This is a genomic window from Mesorhizobium sp. A623 (assembly GCF_054489405.1).
Window position 1 is genome coordinate 1 of the sequence record NZ_JBTMXB010000025.1, and the last position, 22673, is coordinate 22673.

At 64.3% G+C, this 22673-nt stretch carries 20 protein-coding genes; 13 read left to right on the top strand and 7 right to left on the bottom strand.

Annotated elements, in window-relative coordinates:
• Positions 1-269 precede the first annotated feature (269 nt).
• Positions 270-1289 carry an LLM class flavin-dependent oxidoreductase gene (locus ACX3P1_RS20365; protein WP_459081424.1) on the top strand — a complete coding sequence of 340 codons (1020 nt, stop codon included), beginning with the start codon at positions 270-272 and terminating at the stop codon, positions 1287-1289.
• A gap of 68 nt (positions 1290-1357) precedes the next feature.
• On the opposite strand, the gene ACX3P1_RS20370 is transcribed toward ACX3P1_RS20365, so the two are convergent.
• From ACX3P1_RS20370 to repA, 5 genes are all read right to left on the bottom strand, one after another.
• Positions 1358-1840 carry an RES family NAD+ phosphorylase gene (locus ACX3P1_RS20370; RefSeq protein WP_459081425.1) on the bottom strand — a complete coding sequence of 161 codons (483 nt, stop codon included), beginning with the start codon at positions 1838-1840 and terminating at the stop codon, positions 1358-1360.
• On the bottom strand, positions 1837-2271 hold the full coding sequence (locus ACX3P1_RS20375; protein ID WP_459081426.1) for an antitoxin Xre-like helix-turn-helix domain-containing protein: 435 nt from the start codon (positions 2269-2271) through the stop codon (positions 1837-1839). The genes ACX3P1_RS20370 and ACX3P1_RS20375 overlap by 4 nt, the downstream gene beginning before the upstream one ends.
• A 69-nt stretch (positions 2272-2340) precedes the next feature.
• Positions 2341-3552, bottom strand: coding sequence for a plasmid replication protein RepC (gene repC, locus ACX3P1_RS20380; protein WP_459081427.1), 1212 nt, complete (start codon positions 3550-3552; stop codon positions 2341-2343).
• 258 nt (positions 3553-3810) lie between these two features.
• Positions 3811-4887 carry a plasmid partitioning protein RepB gene (repB, locus tag ACX3P1_RS20385; RefSeq protein ID WP_459081428.1) on the bottom strand — a complete coding sequence of 359 codons (1077 nt, stop codon included), beginning with the start codon at positions 4885-4887 and terminating at the stop codon, positions 3811-3813.
• An 11-nt stretch (positions 4888-4898) separates the two neighbouring features.
• A complete protein-coding gene (gene repA / locus ACX3P1_RS20390) occupies positions 4899-6194 on the bottom strand; it encodes a plasmid partitioning protein RepA (RefSeq protein WP_459081429.1) in 1296 nt (431 codons plus the stop codon).
• Between the two features lie 322 nt (positions 6195-6516).
• On the opposite strand from repA, the gene ACX3P1_RS20395 reads away from it, so the two are divergent.
• The gene (locus ACX3P1_RS20395) at positions 6517-6801 is read left to right on the top strand and encodes a WGR domain-containing protein (protein WP_459081430.1); all 285 of its coding nucleotides are present in this window, start codon (positions 6517-6519) and stop codon (positions 6799-6801) included.
• 154 nt (positions 6802-6955) lie between these two features.
• On the opposite strand, the gene ACX3P1_RS20400 is transcribed toward ACX3P1_RS20395, so the two are convergent.
• Positions 6956-7756, bottom strand: coding sequence for a helix-turn-helix domain-containing protein (locus tag ACX3P1_RS20400; protein WP_459081431.1), 801 nt, complete (start codon positions 7754-7756; stop codon positions 6956-6958).
• A 108-nt stretch (positions 7757-7864) separates the two neighbouring features.
• Between ACX3P1_RS20400 and ACX3P1_RS20405 the strand changes: the two genes are divergently transcribed.
• Complete coding sequence (locus ACX3P1_RS20405) at positions 7865-9427, top strand: ABC transporter substrate-binding protein (RefSeq protein ID WP_459081432.1); 1563 nt, start codon at positions 7865-7867, stop codon at positions 9425-9427.
• An 80-nt stretch (positions 9428-9507) separates the two neighbouring features.
• A complete protein-coding gene (locus ACX3P1_RS20410; protein WP_459081433.1) occupies positions 9508-11505 on the top strand; it encodes a CocE/NonD family hydrolase in 1998 nt (665 codons plus the stop codon).
• A 49-nt stretch (positions 11506-11554) separates the two neighbouring features.
• Here ACX3P1_RS20410 and ACX3P1_RS20415 read toward each other — a convergent pair whose 3' ends face one another.
• On the bottom strand, positions 11555-14608 hold the full coding sequence (locus ACX3P1_RS20415; RefSeq protein ID WP_459081481.1) for an aminotransferase class III-fold pyridoxal phosphate-dependent enzyme: 3054 nt from the start codon (positions 14606-14608) through the stop codon (positions 11555-11557).
• 143 nt (positions 14609-14751) lie between these two features.
• On the opposite strand from ACX3P1_RS20415, the gene ACX3P1_RS20420 reads away from it, so the two are divergent.
• The 9 genes from ACX3P1_RS20420 to ccoS all read left to right on the top strand — a co-directional run bounded on the left by ACX3P1_RS20420 (position 14752) and on the right by ccoS (position 22458).
• On the top strand, positions 14752-15207 hold the full coding sequence (locus ACX3P1_RS20420) for an Lrp/AsnC family transcriptional regulator (RefSeq protein ID WP_459081434.1): 456 nt from the start codon (positions 14752-14754) through the stop codon (positions 15205-15207).
• 318 nt (positions 15208-15525) lie between these two features.
• A complete protein-coding gene (gene ccoN / locus ACX3P1_RS20425) occupies positions 15526-17181 on the top strand; it encodes a cytochrome-c oxidase, cbb3-type subunit I (protein ID WP_459081435.1) in 1656 nt (551 codons plus the stop codon).
• A gap of 6 nt (positions 17182-17187) precedes the next feature.
• The gene (gene ccoO, locus ACX3P1_RS20430) at positions 17188-17922 is read left to right on the top strand and encodes a cytochrome-c oxidase, cbb3-type subunit II (RefSeq protein ID WP_459081436.1); all 735 of its coding nucleotides are present in this window, start codon (positions 17188-17190) and stop codon (positions 17920-17922) included.
• A gap of 2 nt (positions 17923-17924) precedes the next feature.
• Positions 17925-18095: a cbb3-type cytochrome c oxidase subunit 3 gene (locus tag ACX3P1_RS20435; protein WP_459081437.1), complete on the top strand. Its 171-nt coding sequence runs from the start codon at positions 17925-17927 to the stop codon at positions 18093-18095.
• Between the two features lie 60 nt (positions 18096-18155).
• Positions 18156-19037 (top strand): cytochrome-c oxidase, cbb3-type subunit III, encoded by an 882-nt coding sequence (gene ccoP / locus ACX3P1_RS20440; protein ID WP_459081438.1) that lies wholly within the window; start codon positions 18156-18158, stop codon positions 19035-19037.
• Positions 19034-19249: a hypothetical protein gene (locus ACX3P1_RS20445; RefSeq protein ID WP_459081439.1), complete on the top strand. Its 216-nt coding sequence runs from the start codon at positions 19034-19036 to the stop codon at positions 19247-19249. Before ccoP ends, ACX3P1_RS20445 begins: the two co-directional genes overlap by 4 nt.
• Positions 19250-19268: 19 nt before the next feature.
• Positions 19269-20054 (top strand): DUF2189 domain-containing protein, encoded by a 786-nt coding sequence (locus ACX3P1_RS20450; RefSeq protein ID WP_459081440.1) that lies wholly within the window; start codon positions 19269-19271, stop codon positions 20052-20054.
• Entirely contained in the window at positions 20051-22318 is a 2268-nt protein-coding gene (locus ACX3P1_RS20455; RefSeq protein ID WP_459081482.1) for a cation-translocating P-type ATPase, read from the top strand. The genes ACX3P1_RS20450 and ACX3P1_RS20455 overlap by 4 nt, the downstream gene beginning before the upstream one ends.
• A complete protein-coding gene (gene ccoS / locus ACX3P1_RS20460) occupies positions 22315-22458 on the top strand; it encodes a cbb3-type cytochrome oxidase assembly protein CcoS (protein WP_459081441.1) in 144 nt (47 codons plus the stop codon). Before ACX3P1_RS20455 ends, ccoS begins: the two co-directional genes overlap by 4 nt.
• Positions 22459-22673: the final 215 nt, after the last annotated feature.

Here is a 22673-nt window from a genome sequence, read left to right on the forward strand (position 1 = left end):
CGCTATGTGCAAAAGCAACTCGGCCACGCTAGCGCCGAAATGACACGCAAATACCAGCGCCGAAGGGATCGGTTCAGGGTCAATCTGACAAAAGCGTCGGGATTGTAGGAACACCGGGAAGGCGTCGGGACAAAAAGCCCCCTACCCTCCCCGCGCTCCCATTCTCAGGGCCTATGGCGTACCGGCGGTTCAATGCCTAAATAACCCGAACACATTCATCCATCGGCACCCTCACCTTCACCCCACCGGCACCCTGACACGGCATTCTCATGAAAAAGATCGGTTTCCTTTCCTTCGGCCATTGGTCGCCCTCGCCGCAGTCCGGGACGCGCTCGGCCTCCGACGCGCTGCTGCAGTCCATCGACCTTGCCGTTGCCGCCGAGGAACTAGGCGCGGACGGGGCGTATTTTCGCGTGCATCACTTTGCCCGCCAGCTTGGTTCGCCATTCCCGCTGCTGGCGGCGGTAGGTGCCAAAACCAGCCGCATCGAGATCGGCACCGCCGTGATCGACATGCGCTACGAGAACCCGCTCTACATGGCCGAGGATGCGGGCGCTGCCGACCTCATCGCCGGCGGCCGCCTGCAACTCGGCATCAGCCGTGGCTCGCCCGAGCAGGTCATCGACGGCTGGCGCTATTTCGGTCATGTGCCGCAAGAGGGCCAGACCGACGCCGACATGGCCCGGCAGCACACCGACGTTCTCCTCGAAATCCTGCGCGGCAAGGGTTTTGCCCAGCCCAATCCGCGCCCGATGTTTGCCAACCCGCCCGGCCTGCTTCGCATCGAGCCGCATTCGGAAGGGCTTCGCGACAGGATATGGTGGGGGGCTGCCACCAACGCCACCGCGCAATGGGCGGCCCGGCTGGGCATGAATTTGCAAAGCTCCACGCTCAAATTCGACGAGAGCGGAAAGCCCTTTCACATCCAGCAGGCCGAGCAGATCCGGGCTTTTCGCGAGGCGTGGAAGCAAGCCGGGCATGCGCGCGAGCCGCGCGTATCGATCAGCCGCTCGATCTTCGCGCTGGTCGACGACCGCGACCGGGCCTATTTCGGCAGCGACGAAAGCCAGGATCATTTCGGCTATATCGAAGCCGATACGCGCGCCGTGTTCGGCCGCAGCTACGCCGCCGAACCGGACGTCCTGATCGAGGAGCTGCGTAAGGACGAGGCCATCGCCGAGGCCGATACGCTGCTGCTTACCGTGCCCAACCAGCTCGGCGTCGCCTACAACGCCCATGTCATCGAGGCGATCCTCACCCAGGTCGCCCCGGCGCTCGGCTGGCGCTGACGGCCACGCACTTTGATTAAGCACCGGAATGATCCGAAAACCGGATTCCACTTTTCGGCCCGATGCTTTTACACGCCAAACAGCCGTCGATCCCAATAGACCGGCTTATGCAGGCTGGTCTCGATCCGGGAAAACTCGGGGTGCGCCGGGTTGATCAGCACGTTACGGTCGAGCCGCGCCACGACGCTGGGCACGAGCAGGATGAGACTTCGCCGCTCCCGGCACCATTCCTCGCCATAGCGTTTGCTCACCGTGGCAGGCATCGTATCCCAGCCGGGAAGCGAGGGCGGCGAAAACACTTCATAGGACGCACCGCTCGGCACGGTGATGCGGATAAAATGTTGGTTGGGCGGCAGGCGGCCGCTGCCATGCACCAGCTTTTCCAGCAGCGCCGTCGAATAATGCTCGGCCGCGTAGATCATCGGGCTTCCGGGCGTATTCCAGCGGCCAGGGGCCAGCATCGAGCCGGTCGCGTCGAAGATCGGATAATTTCCCGCCGGATCGCCGATCCTGAAGCAGAAAAGCGTTCGGTCCAGGTTCTGCGCCGTCACGCAGCGCTGCCATATTTCAGGCTGCCGAGAATATCGAGCACCAGTTCGGCCCCGATCTCGCTCTGGATGACGACATCGATCGGCCGCCGGTCCTCCAGCATCGGATGCGAGCGGAACAGGAACTCTCGCGCATCCTCGTCGCTTTTCCAGACGTCGAGCGAAAAACCCCAGACCCGGGCGACCCGCGCCAGCCGCGTGCCCTCTTCCGTCGACAGAAGCAGCGCGCCCTTCTTGCGCCGGTCATAGGTCGCCTTGGGCACCAGCCGATACTTGAACTGGGCGTCGCCCGGCGCGAGCAGAAGGGCCACGCGTTCGAGCGCGCCGATCGGCAGGCCGTTTTCGATGCGCGTCATCAGCCCGAAGGGCGAGCGCGCGGCCGCTTCGCGCGGCGGCAGGCCGAGAACGTCGGCGACATTGGCAAGGGCCAGCATGATCGATCTCCTATCCAGTTGAGACGGAATATAGTCTCATGTGAGGCGACGTGCAAGGCGATGACGGGATCAGCCCGTTTTCGCCCCCTTGCCGCTTCCGACAGCCCGCAACAGGCTCATCAGCACCGGGCCGACGGAAAACCGCCCGTCCCGCGCCTTGTCGGTCAGGCTGCGCAGATAGCCGCCGGGGCTGTTGATATGCTCGGCCCGTTGCAGGATCGCCGCCATGCAGATCGCCGCATCCACGGCCCCCATCGCCTCGCAGGCCTGTTGCCAGGCGTCCGGACTGACGCCGAGCGCGCCGCGCACCAGATTTGCCGTGTCGACCAGCCCCGCCCAGTTCGAAATTCCGTCGCGGGCGTAGTTGGCAATGTCGGGGCAGGCCCGCAGCACCAGTCCAAGCGGGTAGCCCGTTGGCGGCTGGCTCTTGGTTTCCAGTCTAGGTACGGCCTCGCCCCCCGGCTCTTTTTCGGAGCGAGGTTCAATTTCATGAGAGTCGGTTTTTGAATTCTGTATGTGGCGCTCAAAATGAGACTCATTGGCGTCTGGATTCTGTGTTTTAACATGATTTTCCAGCGTCTTGCGTACCTCCAGGGCGAGTTCGGCAAGGGCTGCCGCTACCGGTTCCAGCTCGATCCGGCTGGCCGTGCGCGGAATCTGCGAAACAATCGCGCGGTAGGCGAGGTGCAGGCCCTGCCAATCGGCCGCGATCCCTTCCTCCAGGCCGAAGGAAATCATCTTGCCGATGTCCCGGCGCAGGATGGTGATGCGTTCCTTGAGCAGTTGCAAGGCGCGCCGTTCGCCACGTACCGTGTCCGCCATGTGTTCGAATTCCTGCGCGCGCGCCAACAGCGGCGTCAGGTCGAAGCCAAAAGCTTGGCTGATCTCGCCGCCCTGGTCCTTGCGGGCATAGCGCTTGCCGTTGGGGCTGTCGCGGCGCACGATAAGCCCGCATTCTACCAGCACCGACAGATGCCGCCGCAGCGTCGCCGGCGCCATGCCGTGCGCGCGAAGCGCCAGCTGCGCATTGGACGGAAACACCACCAGCCCCTCCCCTTCCACCAGATCGGTGTCGGGATGGAAGCTCAGCAGCGCATTGAGCACGCCGAGCGCGCGGTCGCTCGCGCCAAGCATCGTCTTGGCCTCGCAGACGGCGCGGAACACCTGCCATTTATTGGCGCTGGCGCCGGGCGTGCAACGCTCGGCCGCCATCTGCCCCGCCACCATGGCAAGCGACAGCGATCGCCGCCCGAAGGGCGTCGTCGAGATAGGCTCGATCATCTTCGTTCACCTCGATAAAAGGCAAGCCGAAGGCATTCCGGAACGCGTCCAGTGTTGACAAGTCGGTCCGGAAATGATTCTCTCACAATTGCTACATTGATGAGGGCTTCCGGAATGGCGACGTTTCGGGGGCCTTTTTCTTTGCCTGTTTTTCCTTCTGTTTCTACCTGCTACGCATTCGACACCAACGCTCTAGGCTCCTTTCCGGCCGTGGGCTGAATGCCGAGCATCCACCCTGTTGGCCGGTCGGGGATAAATTTAGTCCGGTCCGGCCGAGTTTTTTGCTCCCTGCCTGAACCTTTCCAACAGCTTGGGCAGTTCCCCACCCAGAAAATCTTCAAAACCGTCGGCAATCTTGTCCACGAATTCGACGCGCGCCCTGCCCTTGGCGACGCTGACGAGGGCGATCGCCCTGCCCTGCCCATCGCGAATTTCTCGTGGCTCGCCGGCCTTGGCCGCCGCCTTGCGCTGCAACCGCGAAAACACCAGGTTGAAGCGCGCATCGCTGCCCGTAACCGCGCGGAAACGCTCTGCCGTAATCTCGTCGTCGGCCTTGACCGTTGCCGCTTCGCTCTTGAGCAGGTCGGCCAACGCCATCCAGCGCGGCCGGCCGATTTTTGGCGCGGGACCGATGGCGCTGGCGATGCGATGCGGCACTGCTTCGGCCACCTGCAGATAGCGCGTCATCTCCGCCTTGTGCAGCGACAGCGCCTCCTGCACCACGCCGCGCTCAAAACCGCGCTCGATCAGCCTATGGGCAAAGAACGCGCGCTCGATGAAGGACAGGTCGCGGCGCTCGGTGTTTTCCTTGCCCTGCGCCAGCACCAGTTCGGTGTCTGAAAGTTCGCGCACGATGGCGCGCACGCGCTGGCCGAGCCGGGCGGCGGCGCGGATGCGACGATGGCCGTAGGCGGTCTGGAAGCGGCCGGGTTTTTCCGGATGCGGGCGCACCAGAACTGGCACCTGCTGACCGCTCACCTCGATGCTGTGCATGAGCGTCACAAAACTTTCGTCGCGGTCGTCTTGGCCGAGGCGATCGCTGACGAAAGAGGTGTCGATCAACTCCGGCTCGATCTCGATGACGCGGTCGGCGACGCTCAGGCTCTCCTTCAGCCGGCGCGCATCCTCGATTTCACGCGACAGGCCGCCGAGCGAAAGCCCCATCGCTTTCACGGCCCCGGAAGCCGCACGGGCGCGCGCTTCGGACGCCGGGGCAGGGCTGTGCGCCATGGGTTCAGCCGATGGCGTCGGCGCATCCATTGCCCGATCGGCCGCGGGCTGATCCATCGTCTGGAACAGCGCCTTCAACTGGTTCTTGCGATTTTGTCCTGCCATCTTAGCCTCCTTCATGCCGGCCTGTTCCAGGCTTTCATGATAAGGCCTTCGATCTCCCCGTTGACAGCTGTCAACGATTCCATCGCCCGGTCGTAGGTGGCGCGGCTGAAGCTTTCGCGCGAAACCTCATACAGCGTCTGCTTGGTCAGCCCGGCGTCGGAAAAGGCGGTCGACTTGACCAGCGGCGCGGTCAGTACCCTTTCCCCGAACAGCGAGCGCAGAAAGCCGACGATCTGCGTCTGCGGCCCGTCATTGGGCTCATAGCGGGTGACGAGGTAGCGCATGAAGTCGAAGTTGAGTTCGCCGCCGGCAGTGCGCACCACCGACAGAAGATCGGCGGTCATGAACAGGAACTGGCTCATCGAGGCGACGTCGAGCATTTGAGGATGGATGGTGACCAGCACGGAGGTCGCGGCGCACAATGCCGACAGCGTCAAAAAACCAAGCTGCGGCGGGCAGTCCATGACGACCACGTCATAGCGGTCGGCGACCGTGGCAAGGGCCGCCTGCACGCGTGCAAAGAACATCGGGCCGTCGCTGTCGTCGCCCTGGCGCGCCGCCAGCATCTGCGGCGTCGTATGCTCGAACTCCTGCAATTCGAGATTGCCGGGCACGATGTCCAGCCCGTCGAAATAGGTTTTACGGATCACGTCCGACAGCGGCCGGCTCTCGCTATCATAGCGGATGGCGCCATAGAGCGTGTCGTTGCCGTCGAGGTCGAGTTCCGGCTGATAGCCGAACAGCGCCGACAAAGACGCCTGCGGATCGAGATCGATGGCCAGCACGCGAAAACCGGCCAGCGCCAGATGCTGCGCCAGATGCGCGCTGGTCGTGGTCTTGCCAGAGCCGCCCTTGAAGTTGGTGACCGCGATGACCTGCATATGTTCGCCGCGCGCCGCGTCGCGCCGGGGCAGATAGCTACGCGCCTTGCCCGGGTTCTGCTCGGCCAGGTGCCGGCGCAAGCCGTTGATGTCTTCCAGCGTGTAAAAGCGGCGGCCGCCCGCGCCCGTCTCCGGCTGCGGCCCGTCGCCGGCGATGGACAATTGGCGCAGATAGCCGTCGGAAACACCGATCAGCCTTGCCGCCTCGCCGCTGGAAAAACGCCGCAGCACCTTGCTCGAGGCCGGCGCATAGAGCCGGTCGCGCATGGCCTGCAACTGGGCAGACAGCAGCTCGGCATCCTTGGCGATGGCGCGATCCGTCGACCAGCCCGCGCTGTCCGTGTCCACGCCGATCTGCCGCGCGCTAGCCGTGTGCTGGCCTGAAGTCGCCACGCCTAAAACCTCTCCCGGAAGGGCCATGTCCATGCCTGAAAACCTTTATGCGCCGATTCGCCGGCGAATCCGAATCTCGCCTACGCCAGGCCTGTTTATTACGGAGCAAAGCGCAGCTAACGCGAATGGCAATCAGTTACGGGTAACATGACGCCATACGGCAAACACCGTAACAGGATGGGTGAGGAGCCGAGTCGGGTCAAGCAATTTATAGTTAATGGAAATTAACCATTTAGCCAGCCCGGTTCTTGCGTTGGTTTCGCCGGAGTTGACAGGTGTCAACTCGATCCGATCCGGACGACGGCCGGTTCGACCGATCAACACTGTGAATCGATGCCGTACGACCGATTCAAAATTGGCGTTGGACGCACCGACGCATGGCCGTTCCAATGGCCGCATGACCAACAGCCAAGCCTCCGAGACCATTCTCCATCGCGTCGATCCGGCGCAAAACATGGCGCGGTTTTATTGCCTGTCATTGCAGCCGACGCTGTTCGGCGAGGTGTCCGTGGTGCGGGCCTGGGGCCGCATCGGCACGCGCGGCCGCATGAAGATCGATTCCTATCCGACAGGCGAGGGGGCGTCCGCCGCTTTTTCGCGCCTCGAAAGGCAAAAACGTCGGCGCGGATATCGCGGCTAGGGCAGGGGCCTTAGAGGCCATTTGGAAATTCTACCCTGCCGGTCATCTGGCGCAGTTTTCTGCGCTTCCGGTGCTCACGTACTGGTGTACGCTCCGCTCCGGTTCTCGAAAACCACGCCATATGCCTCGGCAGGGCGAATTATCAAACGGTCTCTTACCCTTGCGACTGCAGGGCGGCAGCGCTGATCGGCCGTGCCTCGGTCAAAAAAGCCGTCACCGTGGACGGCAAGATCGCCGAGCCAGGCTGATAGATGCCGCAACGCGCGATCAGGCCGCGCCTGTCGGCGGCGTTTCCCAGATGGTGCCAGATCGTGCGGGTGGCATAGGGCAGATTGTTGTTTCGCCACGCCAGGCCCATGGTGATGCCGCGCAGATAGCGCCGTTGGTGGATTTCAAACGGCATCAGGATCGTCTGCCCGAAGGTCGGCGCTTCGTCGCTGGTCAGTTCGGTCACGAAGATGCGTTGCCGCCGGTAGGCCACCAGCCCGACATAGCGCGAGCGCTGCACAATGCCGCTTTCGACATCCTCGATGCGCTCTAGCGAGGTCACCAGAACCTGCCCGCCGCTCTCGCGCAAATGGGCGCAGGAACAGACCACGCGACCGGGCCAGGACAGCGACATGTGCCATGTCTGGTAGAAGCCGAGATAGCCGGCCAGCGCGTTCAAATCGCCGGGGAAAGCGTTGGCCAATGGCCCCGCACGGGTCGCGGGCCGGCGCCGCTCGCCGAGCTTGCGGCCAAAGGCGCTTTCCGGCAGCTCGAAATCGGCCGCGTCAAGGCCGAAGGCCGCCGCGATCCGCATCAGATTGTGGGCGGAGGGCAGGGATCCCGCATTGAGGTAGCGGTTGAACTGCTGCCGGTTGAGGCCGATCGCCCGGCACAGTTCGGACACCGATTCTCGCGTGCTGCAGGCGCGTTTCAAATTGCTGCTGAAATTGGGGCAGGGCTTCTTCATGCTGGCAGCATAAACCTGCTTAAAGGCGCGTCAAACCGTGAAATTGCGTTGGCGCGGCCGCCGCTTAAGATCGAGCGAAACGCTTCAGCATCATAAAGGGGAATTCACATGAGCGCGTCTGGCAAGTCATTGAATTTATCGCGTCGCGGCCTGCTTCAGGCGGGAGCGGTTTTGGGGCTCTCGGCCGCAGCCGGCTCGCTCGTATCGCCGGCAAGGGCGCAAGCGCCGGTACGCGGCGGGCAATTGCGGATGGGGTTGGACGGCGGCGCTTCGGCCGATACGCTCGACCCCGCTCTGGCGACCGCCAGCGTGGCATTCGTGATCGCGCATTGCTGGGGCGATACGCTGGTCGAGTCCGACCCCAAGACGGGCGAGGCGGTGCCTTCGCTGGCCGAATCCTGGTCGCCTTCGGCTGACGCCAAGGAATGGACATTCAAGATACGCAAGGACGTTCATTTCCACGACGGCACGCCGATGACCGCCAACGATGCTGTCGAGACGTTGCGCCGCCATGCGGGTGCAAAATCGCAATCGGGCGCGCTTGGCCTTTTGACCGGCGTGGACCGCATCGAGGCGCGCGCCGGCGACATGGTGGTGACGCTGAAGGAGGCCAATGCCGACCTACCGCTGATTTTTACCGACTATCATCTCCAAATCCAGCCGGGCGGCGGCGTCGACAAGCCTGCGGCCGCAATCGGTACCGGTCCCTATAAGCTGGTTTCGTACGAGCCGGGCGTTCGCGCCGAATTCGAAAAAAACAAGGACGATTGGCGCCAGGACCGGGGTTACGTCGATAGCGTCCTTATTACCGTCATGAACGACTTGACCGCCCGTATCAGCGCCTTGCGCTCCGGGCAGGTCGATTTCATCAACGTCGTCGAACCGAAGGTCGTGCCGTTGTTGAAGCAGGTTTCGGGCGTCGAGATCCTGCGCACCTCCGGCAAGGGTTTCTATTCCTTCCTGATGCACTGCGACACGGCACCCTTCGACAACAACGATCTGCGGCTGGCACTCAAATATGCGGTGGACCGCGAGGCCATCCTCAAGCGGGTGCTGGGCGGATTCGGCACCATCGGCAACGATTTTCCCGTCAACGCCAACTACGCGCTCGCCCCCACCGATATCGAGCAGCGCACCTACGATCCCGACAAGGCTGCCTTCCACTTCAAGAAGTCGGGCCATCAGGATCCGATCCTACTTCGAACCTCCGAAGCGGCGTTCCCCGGTGCGGTAGATGCGGCCCAGCTTTTCCAGTTGAGCGCGCAAAAGGCCGGCATCAAGATCGACGTGCGGCGCGAGCCGAGCGACGGCTACTGGTCGGAAGTCTGGAACGTCAAGCCGTTCTGCGCCTCCTACTGGGGCGGACGGCCGACGCAGGACGCACGCTATTCCACGTCCTATGTCTCCAACGCCGAATGGAACGACACCCGCTTCAAGCGGCCCGACTTCGACAAGATGGCGGTCGCGGCGCGCGGCGAACTCGACGAGACCAAGCGGCGCGCGCTGTACCGCGACATGGCGCTGATGGTGCGCGACGAGGGCGGGCTGATCCTGCCGGTGTTCAACGACTATCTCAATGCCTGTTCGAGCCATCTGAAGGGCTTCGTCCCGGATATCGGCAACGACCTGTCCAATGGCCGCATCGCCAGCCGGGTCTGGCTCGAAGCCTGATCCGGGGCGGCAACAAACATTCATTGACCGGCGGCGGCATCAGCGTGCTTGCCGCCGGTCCCTTCATTATGGTTGATCTCATGACAGACAAGAATTTCAACGTCCTCGAAAACGGGTGGATCGTGCTGAAGGACGGCACGAGGCTTGCCGCCCGCATCTGGATGCCCGAGACGGCCTCACCTGACACGCCGGTGCCGGCGGTGCTCGAATTCCTGCCCTATCGCAAGCGCAACGGCACCGCCCCGCGCGATGAATCCACCTATCCAGTGTTCGCCGCCGCCGGTATTGCGGGGTTGCGCGTCGATATTCGCGGCTGCGGCGAATCCGATGGCGTGATCGACGGCGAATACACGCCGCGGGAGCTTGCCGACGCGGTCGAGGTGATCGAATGGATTGCCGCGCAAGACTGGTCGAACGGCAATGTCGGCATGATGGGCATTTCCTGGGGCGGTTTCAACGGGCTTCAGGTGGCCGCGCTCAAGCCACCGGCGCTCAAGGCGGTGATTTCGTTGTCATCCACGGTCGACCGCTACAATGACGACATCCACTACAAGAACGGCGCGCATCTGTCGGCGCAGGCGTCATGGGCGGCGACGATGGGCGCCTATCAGTCGCGCGCGCCCGATCCCGCTCTGGTCGGCGACCGCTGGCGCGACATGTGGCTGGAACGGCTGGAAGGCGAACCCTTCTTCATGAAGGAATGGCTTTCCCACCAGCGCCGCGACGCGTTTTGGCGTCATGGCTCAATCGGCGAGGATTTTGCCGGCTATTGCGTGCCCTCGCTGGTGATTGCGGGCTGGGCCGACGGCTATCGCAACACGCCCTTGAAGGCGGTCGCCGGCATGCCGGAAAAGGCCTGGGGGCTGGTCGGCCCATGGGTCCACAAATACCCGCATTTCGCCTATCCGAAGCCGCGCACCGACTTCCACGCCGAGGCGATCGCCTGGTGGCGGCATTGGCTGTGCGGCGAGGACAACAAGGCGGAAACGACACCAAGACTGCGCGCCTATATACTGGACGGACCAAAGCCCGCCCGCTGGCGCGAAACCGATCCCGGCTATTGGATCGCCGTGGACGAATGGACCGCGCCGCAAACCGTCACCCTTCGCCCGGACGCTTCGGGCCGGCTTGGGCGCGATCCTTCCCAGCGGGCCGAAGGCAGCGTCCTGCTGCGCTCGCCGCTGGATACGGGCACGGCTGCGGGTGAATTCTTCACGCTCAAGCCGGATACGGAAATGGCGGGAGACCAGCGCATCGACGATGCCGGCTCGCTCAGCTTCGACAATGCCGTTCTTGACGACGAATGTGTTGTACTCGGCCAGCCGGTGGTAAAACTGTCGCTTTCCAGCGATGCCCCGCTTGGCAACCTTGCCGTGCGACTCGTCGATGTGCACCCGGACGGGACGGCCACGCGCGTCAGCTACGGCGTGCTCAACCTTGCGCACCGCCATGGCAATGCCGATCCGCAACCGCTGGAGCCGGGAAAACCGTTCGAGATCGAACTGGCGCTCGACGCCTGCGGCTACCGTTTCGCCCCGGGCCATCGCATCCGCGTGTCGTTTTCCAGCGCCTACTGGCCGACGATCCTGCCTTCGCCCTACGATGGGACGCTTTCGATCGACCTATCCACGCTGCAGGTGGAACTGCCGCTTCTGGGCCTCCATCGCAGGATCGAAATCCCCGAGCCGGCCAACCCCGATCCCCTGCCGCACTATGATGTTTTGGCGGAAGGATCGTCGGGCCGTTCCGTCGAACGCGACCTTCTCCAAGGCGTCACGCGCTACCGCGTGCGCGAGGACACCGGCCTCAGCCGCCATCCCGGCAATGGCCTATGCAGTCGCGATACGCGGGAGGAACTCTGGTCGATAGCGCCGGGCGATCCTTTGTCGATGACGGCCGAGATCGACTGGACATGCAGCACAGAGCGGGAAGGCTGGCGCGTCCATACCCATTACAGGTCCCACCTGTCCTGCACCGAAACCGAATGGGTGATTTCGGAGCGGATCGAAGCGCGGCATGGCGACGACACCGTGTTCGAGCGCGAGCGGAGCGCCCGCATCCCGCGCGACCATATGTGAGGCCACCGGGCCGGGCCGCTCGCAACGCGTCGCGCGGCCCGGCTGAGCGCTAACCCTCGTTGGCCAGAACGGCGGCGAAGGTATCGTCCAGAACGCTGACCAGATGATCGGCGTTTTCGCGGCTGAAGATCATCGGCGGGCGCATCTTGAGCACATTGTCGTGCGGGCCTTCGGTTCCCATCAACACGCCTCGGCTACGCGCGCCGTCATTGATCTTCTTGGCGAGCGCCGTCGCCGGTTCCTTGGTTTTTCGGTCATTGACCAGTTCGATGCCGAGGAACAGGCCCATGCCGCGCACGTCACCGATCACCTCGTAGCGCGCCTGCATTTCGCGAAAGCGCTTTATCAGATAGGCGCCGATCTCGCTGGCGTTGCGGCGCAGGCCGTCGCGCTCGATCACGTCGAGCACGGCAAGGCCCGCCGCGCAGGAAACGGGATTGCCGCCAAACGTGTTGAAGTATTCGAGGCCATTGTTGAACGAGGCGGCGATCTCGCGCGTCGTCACAAGGGCCGACATTGGATGGCCGTTGCCGATCGGCTTGCCCATGGTGACGATATCGGGCACCACGCCCTGCGTCTCGAACGCCCACCAGTGGCTGCCGACCCGACCAAAGCCGACCTGCACCTCGTCGGCCACGCAAACGCCGCCGGCGGCGCGCACCATGGCGTAAACTTCCTTGAGATAGCCTTCCGGGAAAAACACTTGCCCCGCCACGCTCGGAATGGATTCGGCAAGGAACAGCGCCGGTGCGCGGCCTTTTTTCGCCATCGCCTCGATCTGGTCGGCGACGCTTTCGGCAAAGCGTCTGCCGTGCTCCTCCAGCGGCCAGTCGGCGGGTGCGCGAAAACTGTCGGGAAGGGCGGCCTCGAACACATGCGGTTTCCGGCCCTGACCGCCCTTGTGCTTGTATTTGTAGGGGCTGAGGTCGATCAGTTCCTGCGTGGTGCCGTGATAGGCCCAGTCGAGCACGATCGCGTCTTCGCGGCCCGTATGCGTGCGCGCCATGCGCAGCATCAGGCTGTTGGCCTCGCTGCCGGTGCAGGCGAAGGAGGCCACGCAAAGCTCCGGCGGCAGGGTCGCGGTCAGCCGCTCGGCATAGTCCACGATCAAATCGTGCAGATAGCGCGTGTTGGTATTGAGCCGGCTAACCTGCCGCGCAATCGCCGCGACCACGTCAGGATGGGCGTGACCGAGATGGCAGACATTGTTGAAGCAGTCGAGATAGGCGCGCCCGCGATGGTCGATCAGCCAGACGCCGTCGCCGCGTACGAACTTGATCGGCTCCGAATAGGAAATGGACAGGTTGGGCAGCATCGACGTCTTGCGGGCCGCAACGATTTCGGCGCGGCTGCGGCCCTTTTGCTCGAAGGTTTCCGGCGGAATGCCGGCCAGCGTCGCGGCATTGGGGAAAAGCTCACTCCACACGTCGAGATAGCGCGCCTCGCCGACGCCCAGAATGTCGCGTGCGGCGAGTGTGGTATCCGTGGAAATCTGGAAATGCAGATGCGGGGCCCAGCCGCCATTTTCGCCCGGCGCGCCCATTTCGCCGACGATCGAGCCGGCTTCCAGCCGCTCGCCGGGTGTCAGCCGGCCCATTGCCTCATGCGCCAGATGCCCCCACAGCGTAGTGAAGGGCGGACAGCCTGCCGGAGAATGTTCCAACGCCACGAGACAGCCATAGCCGAGCGGGTCTTCCTCGATCTCGACGCTTTTCACGATTGCGCCAAGCGGCGTGCGCACTTTGGCTCCAGCCGGCATGAACAGGTCGAGGCCGAGATGGCGGTCGCGCCTTTCGCCTTCGACAAAGCGCGACTCGAACATCGTGCCGGTATAGACCGTGCGTGCCTCGCCCCATGGGCCGATGCCCAGTTCGATACCGTTCTCGGCGCAATGCGCATCCCACCACGCGGTGGCTTTGGCCGGCTCGGCCGCCGCCGACGTCACCGTCATCGGATGCGCGGGATCGCCATAAGGCACGATTTCCTTGGCAAGCGTTGCCGGATGGCGGTCGAGCACGGCTGAGAAGGTTTTTGCGTTGTCGTATATCCAGCGCGCAATGGCGCTCGCTCCAGAAACGGCGTCGAAACCGCAGGCGTGGCGCAGGATAGCGGTCGCAAAGCGCTGGTTCATCGCATCCATGCGGCGCAGCAGACGCCAGGCGGGCGCCTCGCTGATGGCCAGATAGGGGTTGTCGCCGGTCCGCTCGTGGCGCTCGGCCGACAGCGTGACGCTGATCACCAGCCGCATGGCGATCAGGTCGAACAGAAGATCGATCTCCTCCTCGCGCAGCGGGTATTCGGCGTGGAAGCCGGCCACGATCCGGGCCGCCGCACCGATCGGGTCTTCGAGGTCGAGGATCGAATAGGCGCAGGCCACCGCCACTTCGCCGATCAGCACCGAATGCAGCGCATCGCCGAAATCGATCAGCCCGGAGATGCGGTCCGGATTGGCCGGATCGACCAGCACGTTCCAGTCATTGGCGTCGTTGTGGATCACCTGCGCCCGCAGGCCGGGCAGGCGTGGCGCGACGCTGGCGTCGAAACGGTCGAGAAAGCGCGCTAGCAGTGCCCGGTCCGCTTCATCGCGGATATGGGCCAGCCGCCCGCGCGCCTCGCTTGCGCGCCGAATATCCCAATCGAGCACGCGCAGCGCGCCCGGATGGATAAAGCCCTGCAAGGCGCGGTCGAGCCGCCCCAGCGCGCCGCCCAACGCCTGTAGAAGCTGCCGCGTGCGCACGCTTTGCGCCAGCGGCTGGCCATCCAGCCACGACACCAGCCGCACGGCATAACGCTCGCCCGACGGGGCGTCGACGTTGGCCAGGAATTTTTCATCGCGTGTCTTGGCGAGGCGCGGAACAATCACATCCGGCGTCATGCGCTCCAGATGCTCGAGCAGCGCGGTCTGGAACGCGCTCTCAGCGGCCGGCTCGGAAGCGTTCACGATCTTGAGCGTCCATGCCAAAGGCCCGGCCGTTAGCCTGAAATTCTGGTCGCGCTCGCTGTCCAGCGGGGTCACTTTGCCGACCACGCCGAAAAGGTCACTTGCCAGCGCCCTGGCCTCATCCGGCAAAAAGGCGGGGGCAGGGTGGTTCAAATCGGTCATCGGCGTGGTTCCAGGCAGGGCTGCATTGGCGATACCCGGAACTTGGCACAGGTCGAAAAGTCTGGCATCCAGCATAGTGCCGGTTCAACCGGCATATTAACTGGCTGGACCGGCATATTATCGGCCACGCGAAGGGGAGGGGCATGAGGGAGCTTGACGACCGCGACCGGCAGATCCTGTCCGTCCTTTCCCGAGATGCGCGCATTCCGCTGAAGACGCTGGCCGCGCGCATCGGGCTGTCGCGCAGCGCGACCACCGAACGGGTGGCGATGCTGGAAAAGACCGGCGTGATCCGTGGCTACCGCGCCGACATCGGGCAGATGGACAGCACCGTCATCCGCGCCTTCCTGATGGTGACGCTGGCGCGAACGCCCGCGCTCGGCATATTGGACAAGCTGGCGGGTTTCGCCGAAGTCCGGCGCGTGTCGTCGCTCAGTGGCCAGCTGGACCTCATGGTCGAGGTCGAGGTGCCCTCCATCGACCGGCTCAACACGCTGCGGGACATGATTGCCGGCGACAGCGGCGTGCAGGATTTGACGACGCTGATCGTCTTGCGCCGGGACATCGACCGCGCGTCGGCTCCTGCGGCATACGCATAAGCGGGCACCTGAAAACCCCGCCGGCAGCGTCATTGTCCTGCATGCCGGCATTTCAAGGGTGCGGCCCAGTCCTGCGACAAACGGCGCTGCGGCAAACGGCTCGCCCCGCCGGACTGGAAACCACCCGACACCCCGGCTACGATTGAATTGAGACATTGAGGGACACCGTTACGAGATGTGCATTCATTTGCATCGAAGCAACGGTTTTTCACCGGGCGCGGATCGCGCTTCGAAATTTTTGCGCAAGAGCAAAGACCGCCTGGGTTCGCCCGACTATAGGGCGGTTTCGATTGCCTAAACTCACGCACAGGGTGCACGATGATATCGCAACTGACGCTCTCCGAACGCCAATATGCGCTGGTCATTCTTGTGATGACCGCGCTTTGCGGACTGGCCATGGCTGCCGGTGGCCGCGGCGACCCGCTCGGCGTCCACGGCATCATCGTGCTTTTGTCCAGCGTCGCCTTGGCCTTCGTCGTCATGGCCGGCTACTACACGCCGGAGCCCGACCCGGAGCGCCTGTCCCGCTACTATGACGACCCGACCAAGGTCGGCATCATCCTGACCATGATCTGGGCGGTGATCGGCATGGGCTTCGGCGTCTGGGTGGCGGCGCTGCTCGCCTGGCCCGATCTTACCTTCGACGCCGCCTGGGCGAGTTTTGGCCGCATCCGTCCAGTCCACACCACCGGAGTGATCTTCGGCTTTGGCGGCAACGCGCTGATCGCCACGTCCTTCCACGTCCTCCAGCGCACCACGCGCGCGCGCCTGCCCGATCAGTTGAGCCCATGGTTCGTGCTCATCGGCTACAATCTGTTCTGCGTGCTGGCGGTGACCGGCTATTTCATGGGCATTACCCAGTCGAAGGAATATGCCGAGCCGGAATGGTATGCCGATATCTGGCTGGTCGTTGTCTGGGTCGTCTATTTCGCGATCTATCTGCGCACGCTGGCGCGGCGCAAGGAGCCGCATATCTACGTCGCCAACTGGTACTACGTGGCCTTCATCCTGGTCGTAGCGGTGCTGCACATCGTCAACAATCTGGCGGTGCCGATCTCCTGGGGTTCGGCCAAGAGCTACTCCGCGTTTTCGGGCGTGCAGGATGCGATGACGCAATGGTGGTACGGCCATAACGCCGTCGCCTTCTTCCTCACCGCCGGCTTCCTCGGTATGATGTATTACTATCTGCCCAAGCGCGCCGGCCGGCCGATCTTTTCCTACCGGCTGTCGATCATCTCGTTCTGGGGCATCACCTTTCTTTACATGTGGGTAGGCTCGCACCATTTGCATTATACGGCGCTGCCGCAATGGGTGCAGACGCTCGGCATGAGCTTCTCGATCATCCTTCTGGTGCCGTCCTGGGCATCGGCCGGCAACGCGCTGGCGACGTTGAACGGTGCTTGGGCCAAGGTGCGTGACGACGCCACGCTGCGTTTCATGATGGTGGCGGCGGTGTTCTACGGCCTGGTGACCTTCGAAGGGTCGTTCATGGCGATCCGCCCGGTCAACGCGCTATCACATTACACCGACTGGACCGTCGGCCACGTCCACGCCGGCACGCTCGGATGGAACTCGATGATCGTCTTCGGCTCGCTCTACGCGCTGGTGCCGTGGATGTGGAAGCGCACCGCCATGTACTCGCCCAAGCTGATCGAGGTGCACTTCTGGTTGGCGCTGGCCGGGACGATCGTCTACGTCTTCGCCATGTGGAACTCGGGCATCATTCAGGGCCTGATGTGGCGCACCTACACCGACGGCGGCACGCTCGCCTATTCCTTCATGGATACGGTCGAGGCGATGCACCCCTATTACATCGCGCGCGCCTTTGGCGGCCTGCTGTTCCTGGCCGGCGCGGTCATCTGTTCCTACAATATCTGGATGACCATCCGGCAGGCGCGTGCCGACCTTGCCCAGAAAAGTGAAGATGGCGACGTTCCCCTCTTCGCCCGTGACGCCGTTCAGGCCGGAGAGTAACCGACCATGCCCGAGTTTTTCCATCGCAAGATCGAACGCAGCGCCATCGGCTTCGTCATTGCCATCCTCGCGGTCGCCTCGGTCGGCGGCATCGTCGAGATCGCGCCGCTGTTCACCATCCACAAGACCGTCGAGGACGCGCCCGACATGCGCGTCTACACGCCGCTCGAACTGGCTGGCCGCAACATCTATATCCGCGAAGGCTGCTATGCCTGCCACAGCCAGATGATCCGCACGCTGCGCGACGAGGTCGAGCGCTACGGCCCGTATTCGCTGGCGGTGGAATCCAAATACGACCACCCGATGCTGTGGGGTTCCAAGCGCACCGGCCCCGATATCGCGCGCCTCGGCGGCAAATATTCGGACGCGTGGCATGTCGCCCATCTCATCAATCCGCGCGATGTCGTGCCGGGCTCGGTGATGCCGAAATATGGCTGGCTGATGCGCAACGAGTTGCGCACCAACGATCTCGACAAGCATCTGGCGGCCCAGCAGACCGTCGGCGTTCCCTATACGCAGGAGATGGTCGACGCCGCCATGAAGGACGCCTACGCGCAGGCCACCCCCGACAGCGCCGGTACCTCGGGGTTGAGCGAGCGCTACGGCGAAGCGACGCAGATCCGCGCCTTCGACGGCGATGCGGCGCGGGTCACGGAAATGGATGCGCTGGTGGCGTATCTGCAGATTCTGGGCCGCCTCACCGAGGTCGCCTATGAGCAACCCAAACCGGCCGGTGACTAGCTATGGATGTCGACCATCAGACGCTTGTCGGGATCGCGAAGACCTGGGGGCTGTTCTATTTCATCGCCTTTGCCATCGGCGTGCTGATTTACGCGCTGTGGCCATCCAACCGGAAACGCTTCGACAGGGCCAAGAAAAGCATCCTCGACGAGGACGACAAGCCGCTGGAGTAGGGGCCGCTGGAATAGGGGCCGCCCGGACAGGGCGCGAAAAAATGCCGTGGAGATAGGGCAGTGAGTATAATCAAGCACGATCCGGTCACCGGGCGCGAAACGACCGGCCACGAATGGAACGGCATCGAGGAACTCGAAACGCCGATCCCAAAAGTGGTGTTCGCCTTTTTGGCGGCGACGCTCGTTTTCGCCGTGACCTGCTGGGTGCTCTATCCGACATGGCCGCTCGGCCGGACCTACACGCAGGGGCTCACCGGCTTCGACCAGCGCAACCTTGTGACCGAGCAGGTGGCCAAGGCCGACGCCGCGCGCAACGAAGCGTGGGCCGGCAAGGTCGAGGCGATGAGCTATGCCGACATCGAGGCGGAACCGGCCCTGATGCAGCCGGTCAGGCAAGCCGGCCGCACGCTGTTCGACGACAATTGCGCCGCCTGCCACGGCGTGGGCGGCACCGGCGGGCCGGGCTTCCCCGACCTTGCCGCCAAGGCGTGGCTGTGGGGCGGCGAGCCTGAAACCATCGAGGAGACGATCCGCGTCGGCATCAACTCCACCAACGACGATACGCGCGTCTCGCAGATGATGGCGTTCGGCCGCGACGCCATGCTCGACCGCGAGCAGATCGGCAATGTCGTCGCCTATGTGCGCTCTCTGTCGGGCGCGCTGCCGGCCGAAGGTAATGCTGAGCGCATCGAGGCGGGCAAACAGGTCTTTGCCGACAACTGCGTCGCCTGCCATGGCGACGACGCCAAGGGCACTCACGATCTCGGCGCGCCGAACCTGACCGATGCAAGCTGGATCTATGGCGGCGACGAGCAGTCGGTCTACAGTTCCGTCTATTCGGGGCGTCAGGGGCATATGCCGCATTGGGGCGAAAGGCTGTCGCCGCTGCAGCTCAAGCTCCTGACGCTCTACGTCCACACGCTGCAGCCGGACGCCAGATGACGGCGCCCGCCGAACCGACGAGCCAGCGGCCGCCGCGCCTCGGGCGCAAGGCGGCCGTGCTGGCACTGGTGGCGCTGGGCATCGCCGTGCTGCTTGGCGCCAACGCGCATCTTGTCTATGTGGCATTCACTTCCCAGCCCGACTGCGTGCCGCACGCGAAGGAAATCGGTGTCGAAGGCGCGCCCCTGCGGGCCGCGCGCTCCGCCTGTTGAACCGGAAAGGATAGCTGCAATGCCGTCAGTCGATCATACGAATGCGCTTCCCGTCCCGCTTGCGGTGCGGCGTCAGCGCAATCTGCCCGCAAGTGCCGCCATCGTCTGGCTTGCCCATGGCTGGCGCGACCTGTGGAACCAGCCGGGGCCAAGCCTCGCCTACGGGTTTGTCGTGTTCGCCCTCTCGGCCGCCATCGTCTGGGGCCTGTTCGTGCTCGAACTGGACTACATCCTGTTTCCCGCGCTCTCCGGCTTCATGGTCGTTGGGCCGCTGGTGGCCATCGGCCTCTACCAGAAGAGCCATGCCATCGAAAACGGCGAGCAGGTCGGCCTCCACCGCATGCTGTTCTTGCCGGCGCGCTCGGGTGCGCAGGTTCTTTATACCGGCGCGATCCTGTGCCTGCTGATGCTGGTCTGGAACCGCGCCGCCGTTATCGTTTATGCGCTGTTCTTCGGGCTGCTGCCGTTTCCGGGTCTCGACCATGTCGCCGAGATGCTGTTCACCACGCCCGAAGGCTGGGGCATGCTGCTGGTCGGCACGGTGGTGGGCGGGCTGTTTGCCGCCTTCTCCTTCGCCATCAGCGTCTTTGCCGTGCCGATGCTGCTCGACCAGGAACTCGACGCCTTCACCGCGATGGGCACGTCGATCTCCATGGTCTGGCGTAACCTGCCGGTGATGGTAATGTGGGGGGCCATCGTTTCGGTGCTGTTTGCCGTTTCGGTCGCGACCGCACTGGTTGGGCTGATCGTCATCTTCCCGCTGCTCGGCCATGCGACATGGCATGCCTACAAGGCGATCAGATGAGTTGCTGCGCGCCCGGCGTTGAAGTTGCCGCGCAGCCGGACGGCGCTTTGTCGCCGCAAGAAATCCGGCTGGCCAGCCGCGACCTGGGCAATGGCCTTTACCAGACCGACCTGTCGGTGCCGGCCATGCATTGCGGCGCCTGCATCCAGGCTGTCGAACGCGGCCTCGGCCGACTGCCCGGTGTCGAGGCCGCGCGCGTAAACCTGTCGACCAAACGCGCCAGCGTCAAATGGCGGGGGGACAGCGTTCCGCCGATGATCGAGGCGCTGGCCAAGACCGGTTACCAGGCGCATCTGTTCGAAGCCGGAGAAGACAAGGGCGATCCCGAACTTTCCCGGCTCATCCGCGCGCTCGGCGTTGCCGGCTTCTGCTCGATGAACATCATGCTGCTTTCCGTCTCGGTCTGGTCGGGCGCCGACGCCGAGACGCGGCAGGCCTTCCACTGGATTTCAGCGGGTTTGGCGCTGATCGCGCTCGTCTATGCCGGACGGGTGTTCTTCCGCTCGGCCTGGGGTGTGCTGAAGCATGGCCAGACCAATATGGACGTGCCGATCTCCATCGGCATCACGCTGGCCTTCAGCCTGAGCCTTTACGACACGCTGCACCATGGCGAACACGCCTATTTCGACGCCGCGACGACATTGGTATTTTTTCTGCTGATCGGCCGTACGCTCGAACATGTGATGCGCGAAAAGGCGCGCGCGGCGGTGCGCGGCCTGGTGCGGCTCAGCCCGCGCGGCGCCACCGTGCAGCGCGCTGATGGCAGCCGCGACTATCTGCCGGTGGCCGAGATCGAGCCCGGCATGCGCGTGCTGCTGGTCGCGGGCGACCGCGTACCGGTGGACGGGACAGTCGCCGACGGCGTATCGGACCTCGACTGCGCCATCGCCACCGGAGAAAGCACGCCGAGCCACGTCGAGCCGGGCACTGCGGTGCGGGCCGGTACCCTCAACCTGACCGGGCCGCTGGCCATCACGGCAACGGCGCGGGCGCAAGGCTCGTTCCTCGCCGAAATGGTGCGCCTGATGGAGGCGGCGGAAGGCGGCCGCGCCCGCTACCGGCGGCTGGCCGACCGCGCCGCACGGCTTTATTCGCCGGTGGTGCACAGCGCTGCCCTGCTCACCTTCATCGGCTGGATGCTGGCGACGGGCGACTGGCACCGCGCCATCGGCATCGCGATTGCCGTGCTCATCATCACCTGTCCCTGCGCGCTGGGTCTGGCCGTACCCATCGTGCAAGTGATCGCCGCGCGCCGCCTGTTCGAAAATGGCATCATGGTCAAGGACGGCTCCGGCATCGAGCGGTTGGCCGAGGTGGACGCGGTCGCCTTCGACAAGACCGGCACGCTGACGCTGGGCCGGCCGCGCCTGCTCGACGCGCCATCGCTCGACCCGCAAGCGCTCGCCATTGGTGCGGCTTTGGCCATGCACTCGCGCCATCCGCTGTCGCGGGCGCTGGCGGCTGCGGGGGAAGGCCGCGACCTGGCCGGCATCCGCTTTTCCGACATCGTCGAGCACCCCGGCCTCGGCATGGAGGCACGTCGGGAAGGCAGCGTCTACCGCCTCGGCCGTGCCGACTGGGCGCTTGCAAAGGACGGTCCGGGAACCGCGACCGGAACGGTGCTCTCCCGCGATGGTGCGCCACTGGCGAGTTTTGCTTTCGAGGACGCGCTTCGTCCGGGCGCGCGCGACGCCGTCGCTACCTTGCAGGAACGCGGCATCGAGACCGCCATCTATTCCGGCGACAGGGCGGAGATCGTGGCGGAGACGGCGGCAAGGCTGGGCATTGCCGATCACGCCGGCGGGCTGCTGCCGGGGACCAAGGTCGAGCGGCTGACGGCGCAGGCTGAGGCCGGCCGCCACGTGCTGATGGTCGGCGACGGCCTCAACGACGCACCGGCGCTGGCGGCGGCTTATGTTTCGATGGCTCCCGCGACCGCCGCCGACATCGGCCGCAACGCCGCCGATTTCGTCTTCCTGCATGAAAGCCTCGACGCGGTGCCGACCGCCTTTGCCGTAGCCAGGGAAGCCGGTCGGCTGGTGCGGCAAAATTTCGGCCTCGCCATCGCCTACAACGCCATTGCGCTGCCGATCGCCGTCGCCGGCTACGTCACGCCGCTGGTGGCGGCGATTGCCATGTCGCTGTCGTCCGTCCTCGTCGTCGTCAACGCGCTGCGGCTGAACGCCGGCAAGACCGCGCGGCCCGCACGCGGTGCCCGACAAAGCCGTCCACTGACCCCGCATCCGCTGACCGCCGCCAGATGAGTAGCCTCATCTTTCTCGTTCCGCTGGCGCTGGCGCTTGGGGCCGGGGCGCTCGCCGCCTTCCTGTGGTCGCTGAAAAGCGGCCAGTACGAGGATCTCGACGGAGCCGCCGAGCGCATCCTGCTGGACGACGACGAGTAATTTCGTCGGCCGAGAGCGGATCGGGGCTGCCAGAATAGCCGGCACAGGGTCTTCAACCGCAGGTAGATGTCAGCTTCCGCAAGTATATGGCGCAGGCCGTTTCTTGGTCTGCTTCGGCCGATAACGATACGTTATTATTCTGCGATTCAGGCATATGTTAACGTAAAGATAGGATATCAATGACTTTTACTATCTCTGTCTCGACGGTTCTGGAC

Bases quoted from the DNA above. Each gene is read 5' to 3' on its own strand.
- ACX3P1_RS20365 (WP_459081424.1), top strand. From the start codon at position 270: ATGAAAAAGATCGGTTTCCTTTCCTTCGGCCATTGGTCGCCCTCGCCG.
- ACX3P1_RS20375 (WP_459081426.1), bottom strand. From the start codon at position 2,271: ATGCTGGCCCTTGCCAATGTCGCCGACGTTCTCGGCCTGCCGCCGCGC.
- repC (WP_459081427.1), bottom strand. From the start codon at position 3,552: ATGATCGAGCCTATCTCGACGACGCCCTTCGGGCGGCGATCGCTGTCG.
- repB (WP_459081428.1), bottom strand. From the start codon at position 4,887: ATGGCAGGACAAAATCGCAAGAACCAGTTGAAGGCGCTGTTCCAGACG.
- repA (WP_459081429.1), bottom strand. From the start codon at position 6,194: ATGGACATGGCCCTTCCGGGAGAGGTTTTAGGCGTGGCGACTTCAGGC.
- ACX3P1_RS20400 (WP_459081431.1), bottom strand. From the start codon at position 7,756: ATGAAGAAGCCCTGCCCCAATTTCAGCAGCAATTTGAAACGCGCCTGC.
- ACX3P1_RS20405 (WP_459081432.1), top strand. From the start codon at position 7,865: ATGAGCGCGTCTGGCAAGTCATTGAATTTATCGCGTCGCGGCCTGCTT.
- ACX3P1_RS20410 (WP_459081433.1), top strand. From the start codon at position 9,508: ATGACAGACAAGAATTTCAACGTCCTCGAAAACGGGTGGATCGTGCTG.
- ACX3P1_RS20415 (WP_459081481.1), bottom strand. From the start codon at position 14,608: ATGACCGATTTGAACCACCCTGCCCCCGCCTTTTTGCCGGATGAGGCC.
- ACX3P1_RS20420 (WP_459081434.1), top strand. From the start codon at position 14,752: ATGAGGGAGCTTGACGACCGCGACCGGCAGATCCTGTCCGTCCTTTCC.
- ccoN (WP_459081435.1), top strand. From the start codon at position 15,526: ATGATATCGCAACTGACGCTCTCCGAACGCCAATATGCGCTGGTCATT.
- ccoO (WP_459081436.1), top strand. From the start codon at position 17,188: ATGCCCGAGTTTTTCCATCGCAAGATCGAACGCAGCGCCATCGGCTTC.
- ACX3P1_RS20435 (WP_459081437.1), top strand. From the start codon at position 17,925: ATGGATGTCGACCATCAGACGCTTGTCGGGATCGCGAAGACCTGGGGG.
- ACX3P1_RS20445 (WP_459081439.1), top strand. From the start codon at position 19,034: ATGACGGCGCCCGCCGAACCGACGAGCCAGCGGCCGCCGCGCCTCGGG.
- ACX3P1_RS20450 (WP_459081440.1), top strand. From the start codon at position 19,269: ATGCCGTCAGTCGATCATACGAATGCGCTTCCCGTCCCGCTTGCGGTG.
- ACX3P1_RS20455 (WP_459081482.1), top strand. From the start codon at position 20,051: ATGAGTTGCTGCGCGCCCGGCGTTGAAGTTGCCGCGCAGCCGGACGGC.
- ccoS (WP_459081441.1), top strand. From the start codon at position 22,315: ATGAGTAGCCTCATCTTTCTCGTTCCGCTGGCGCTGGCGCTTGGGGCC.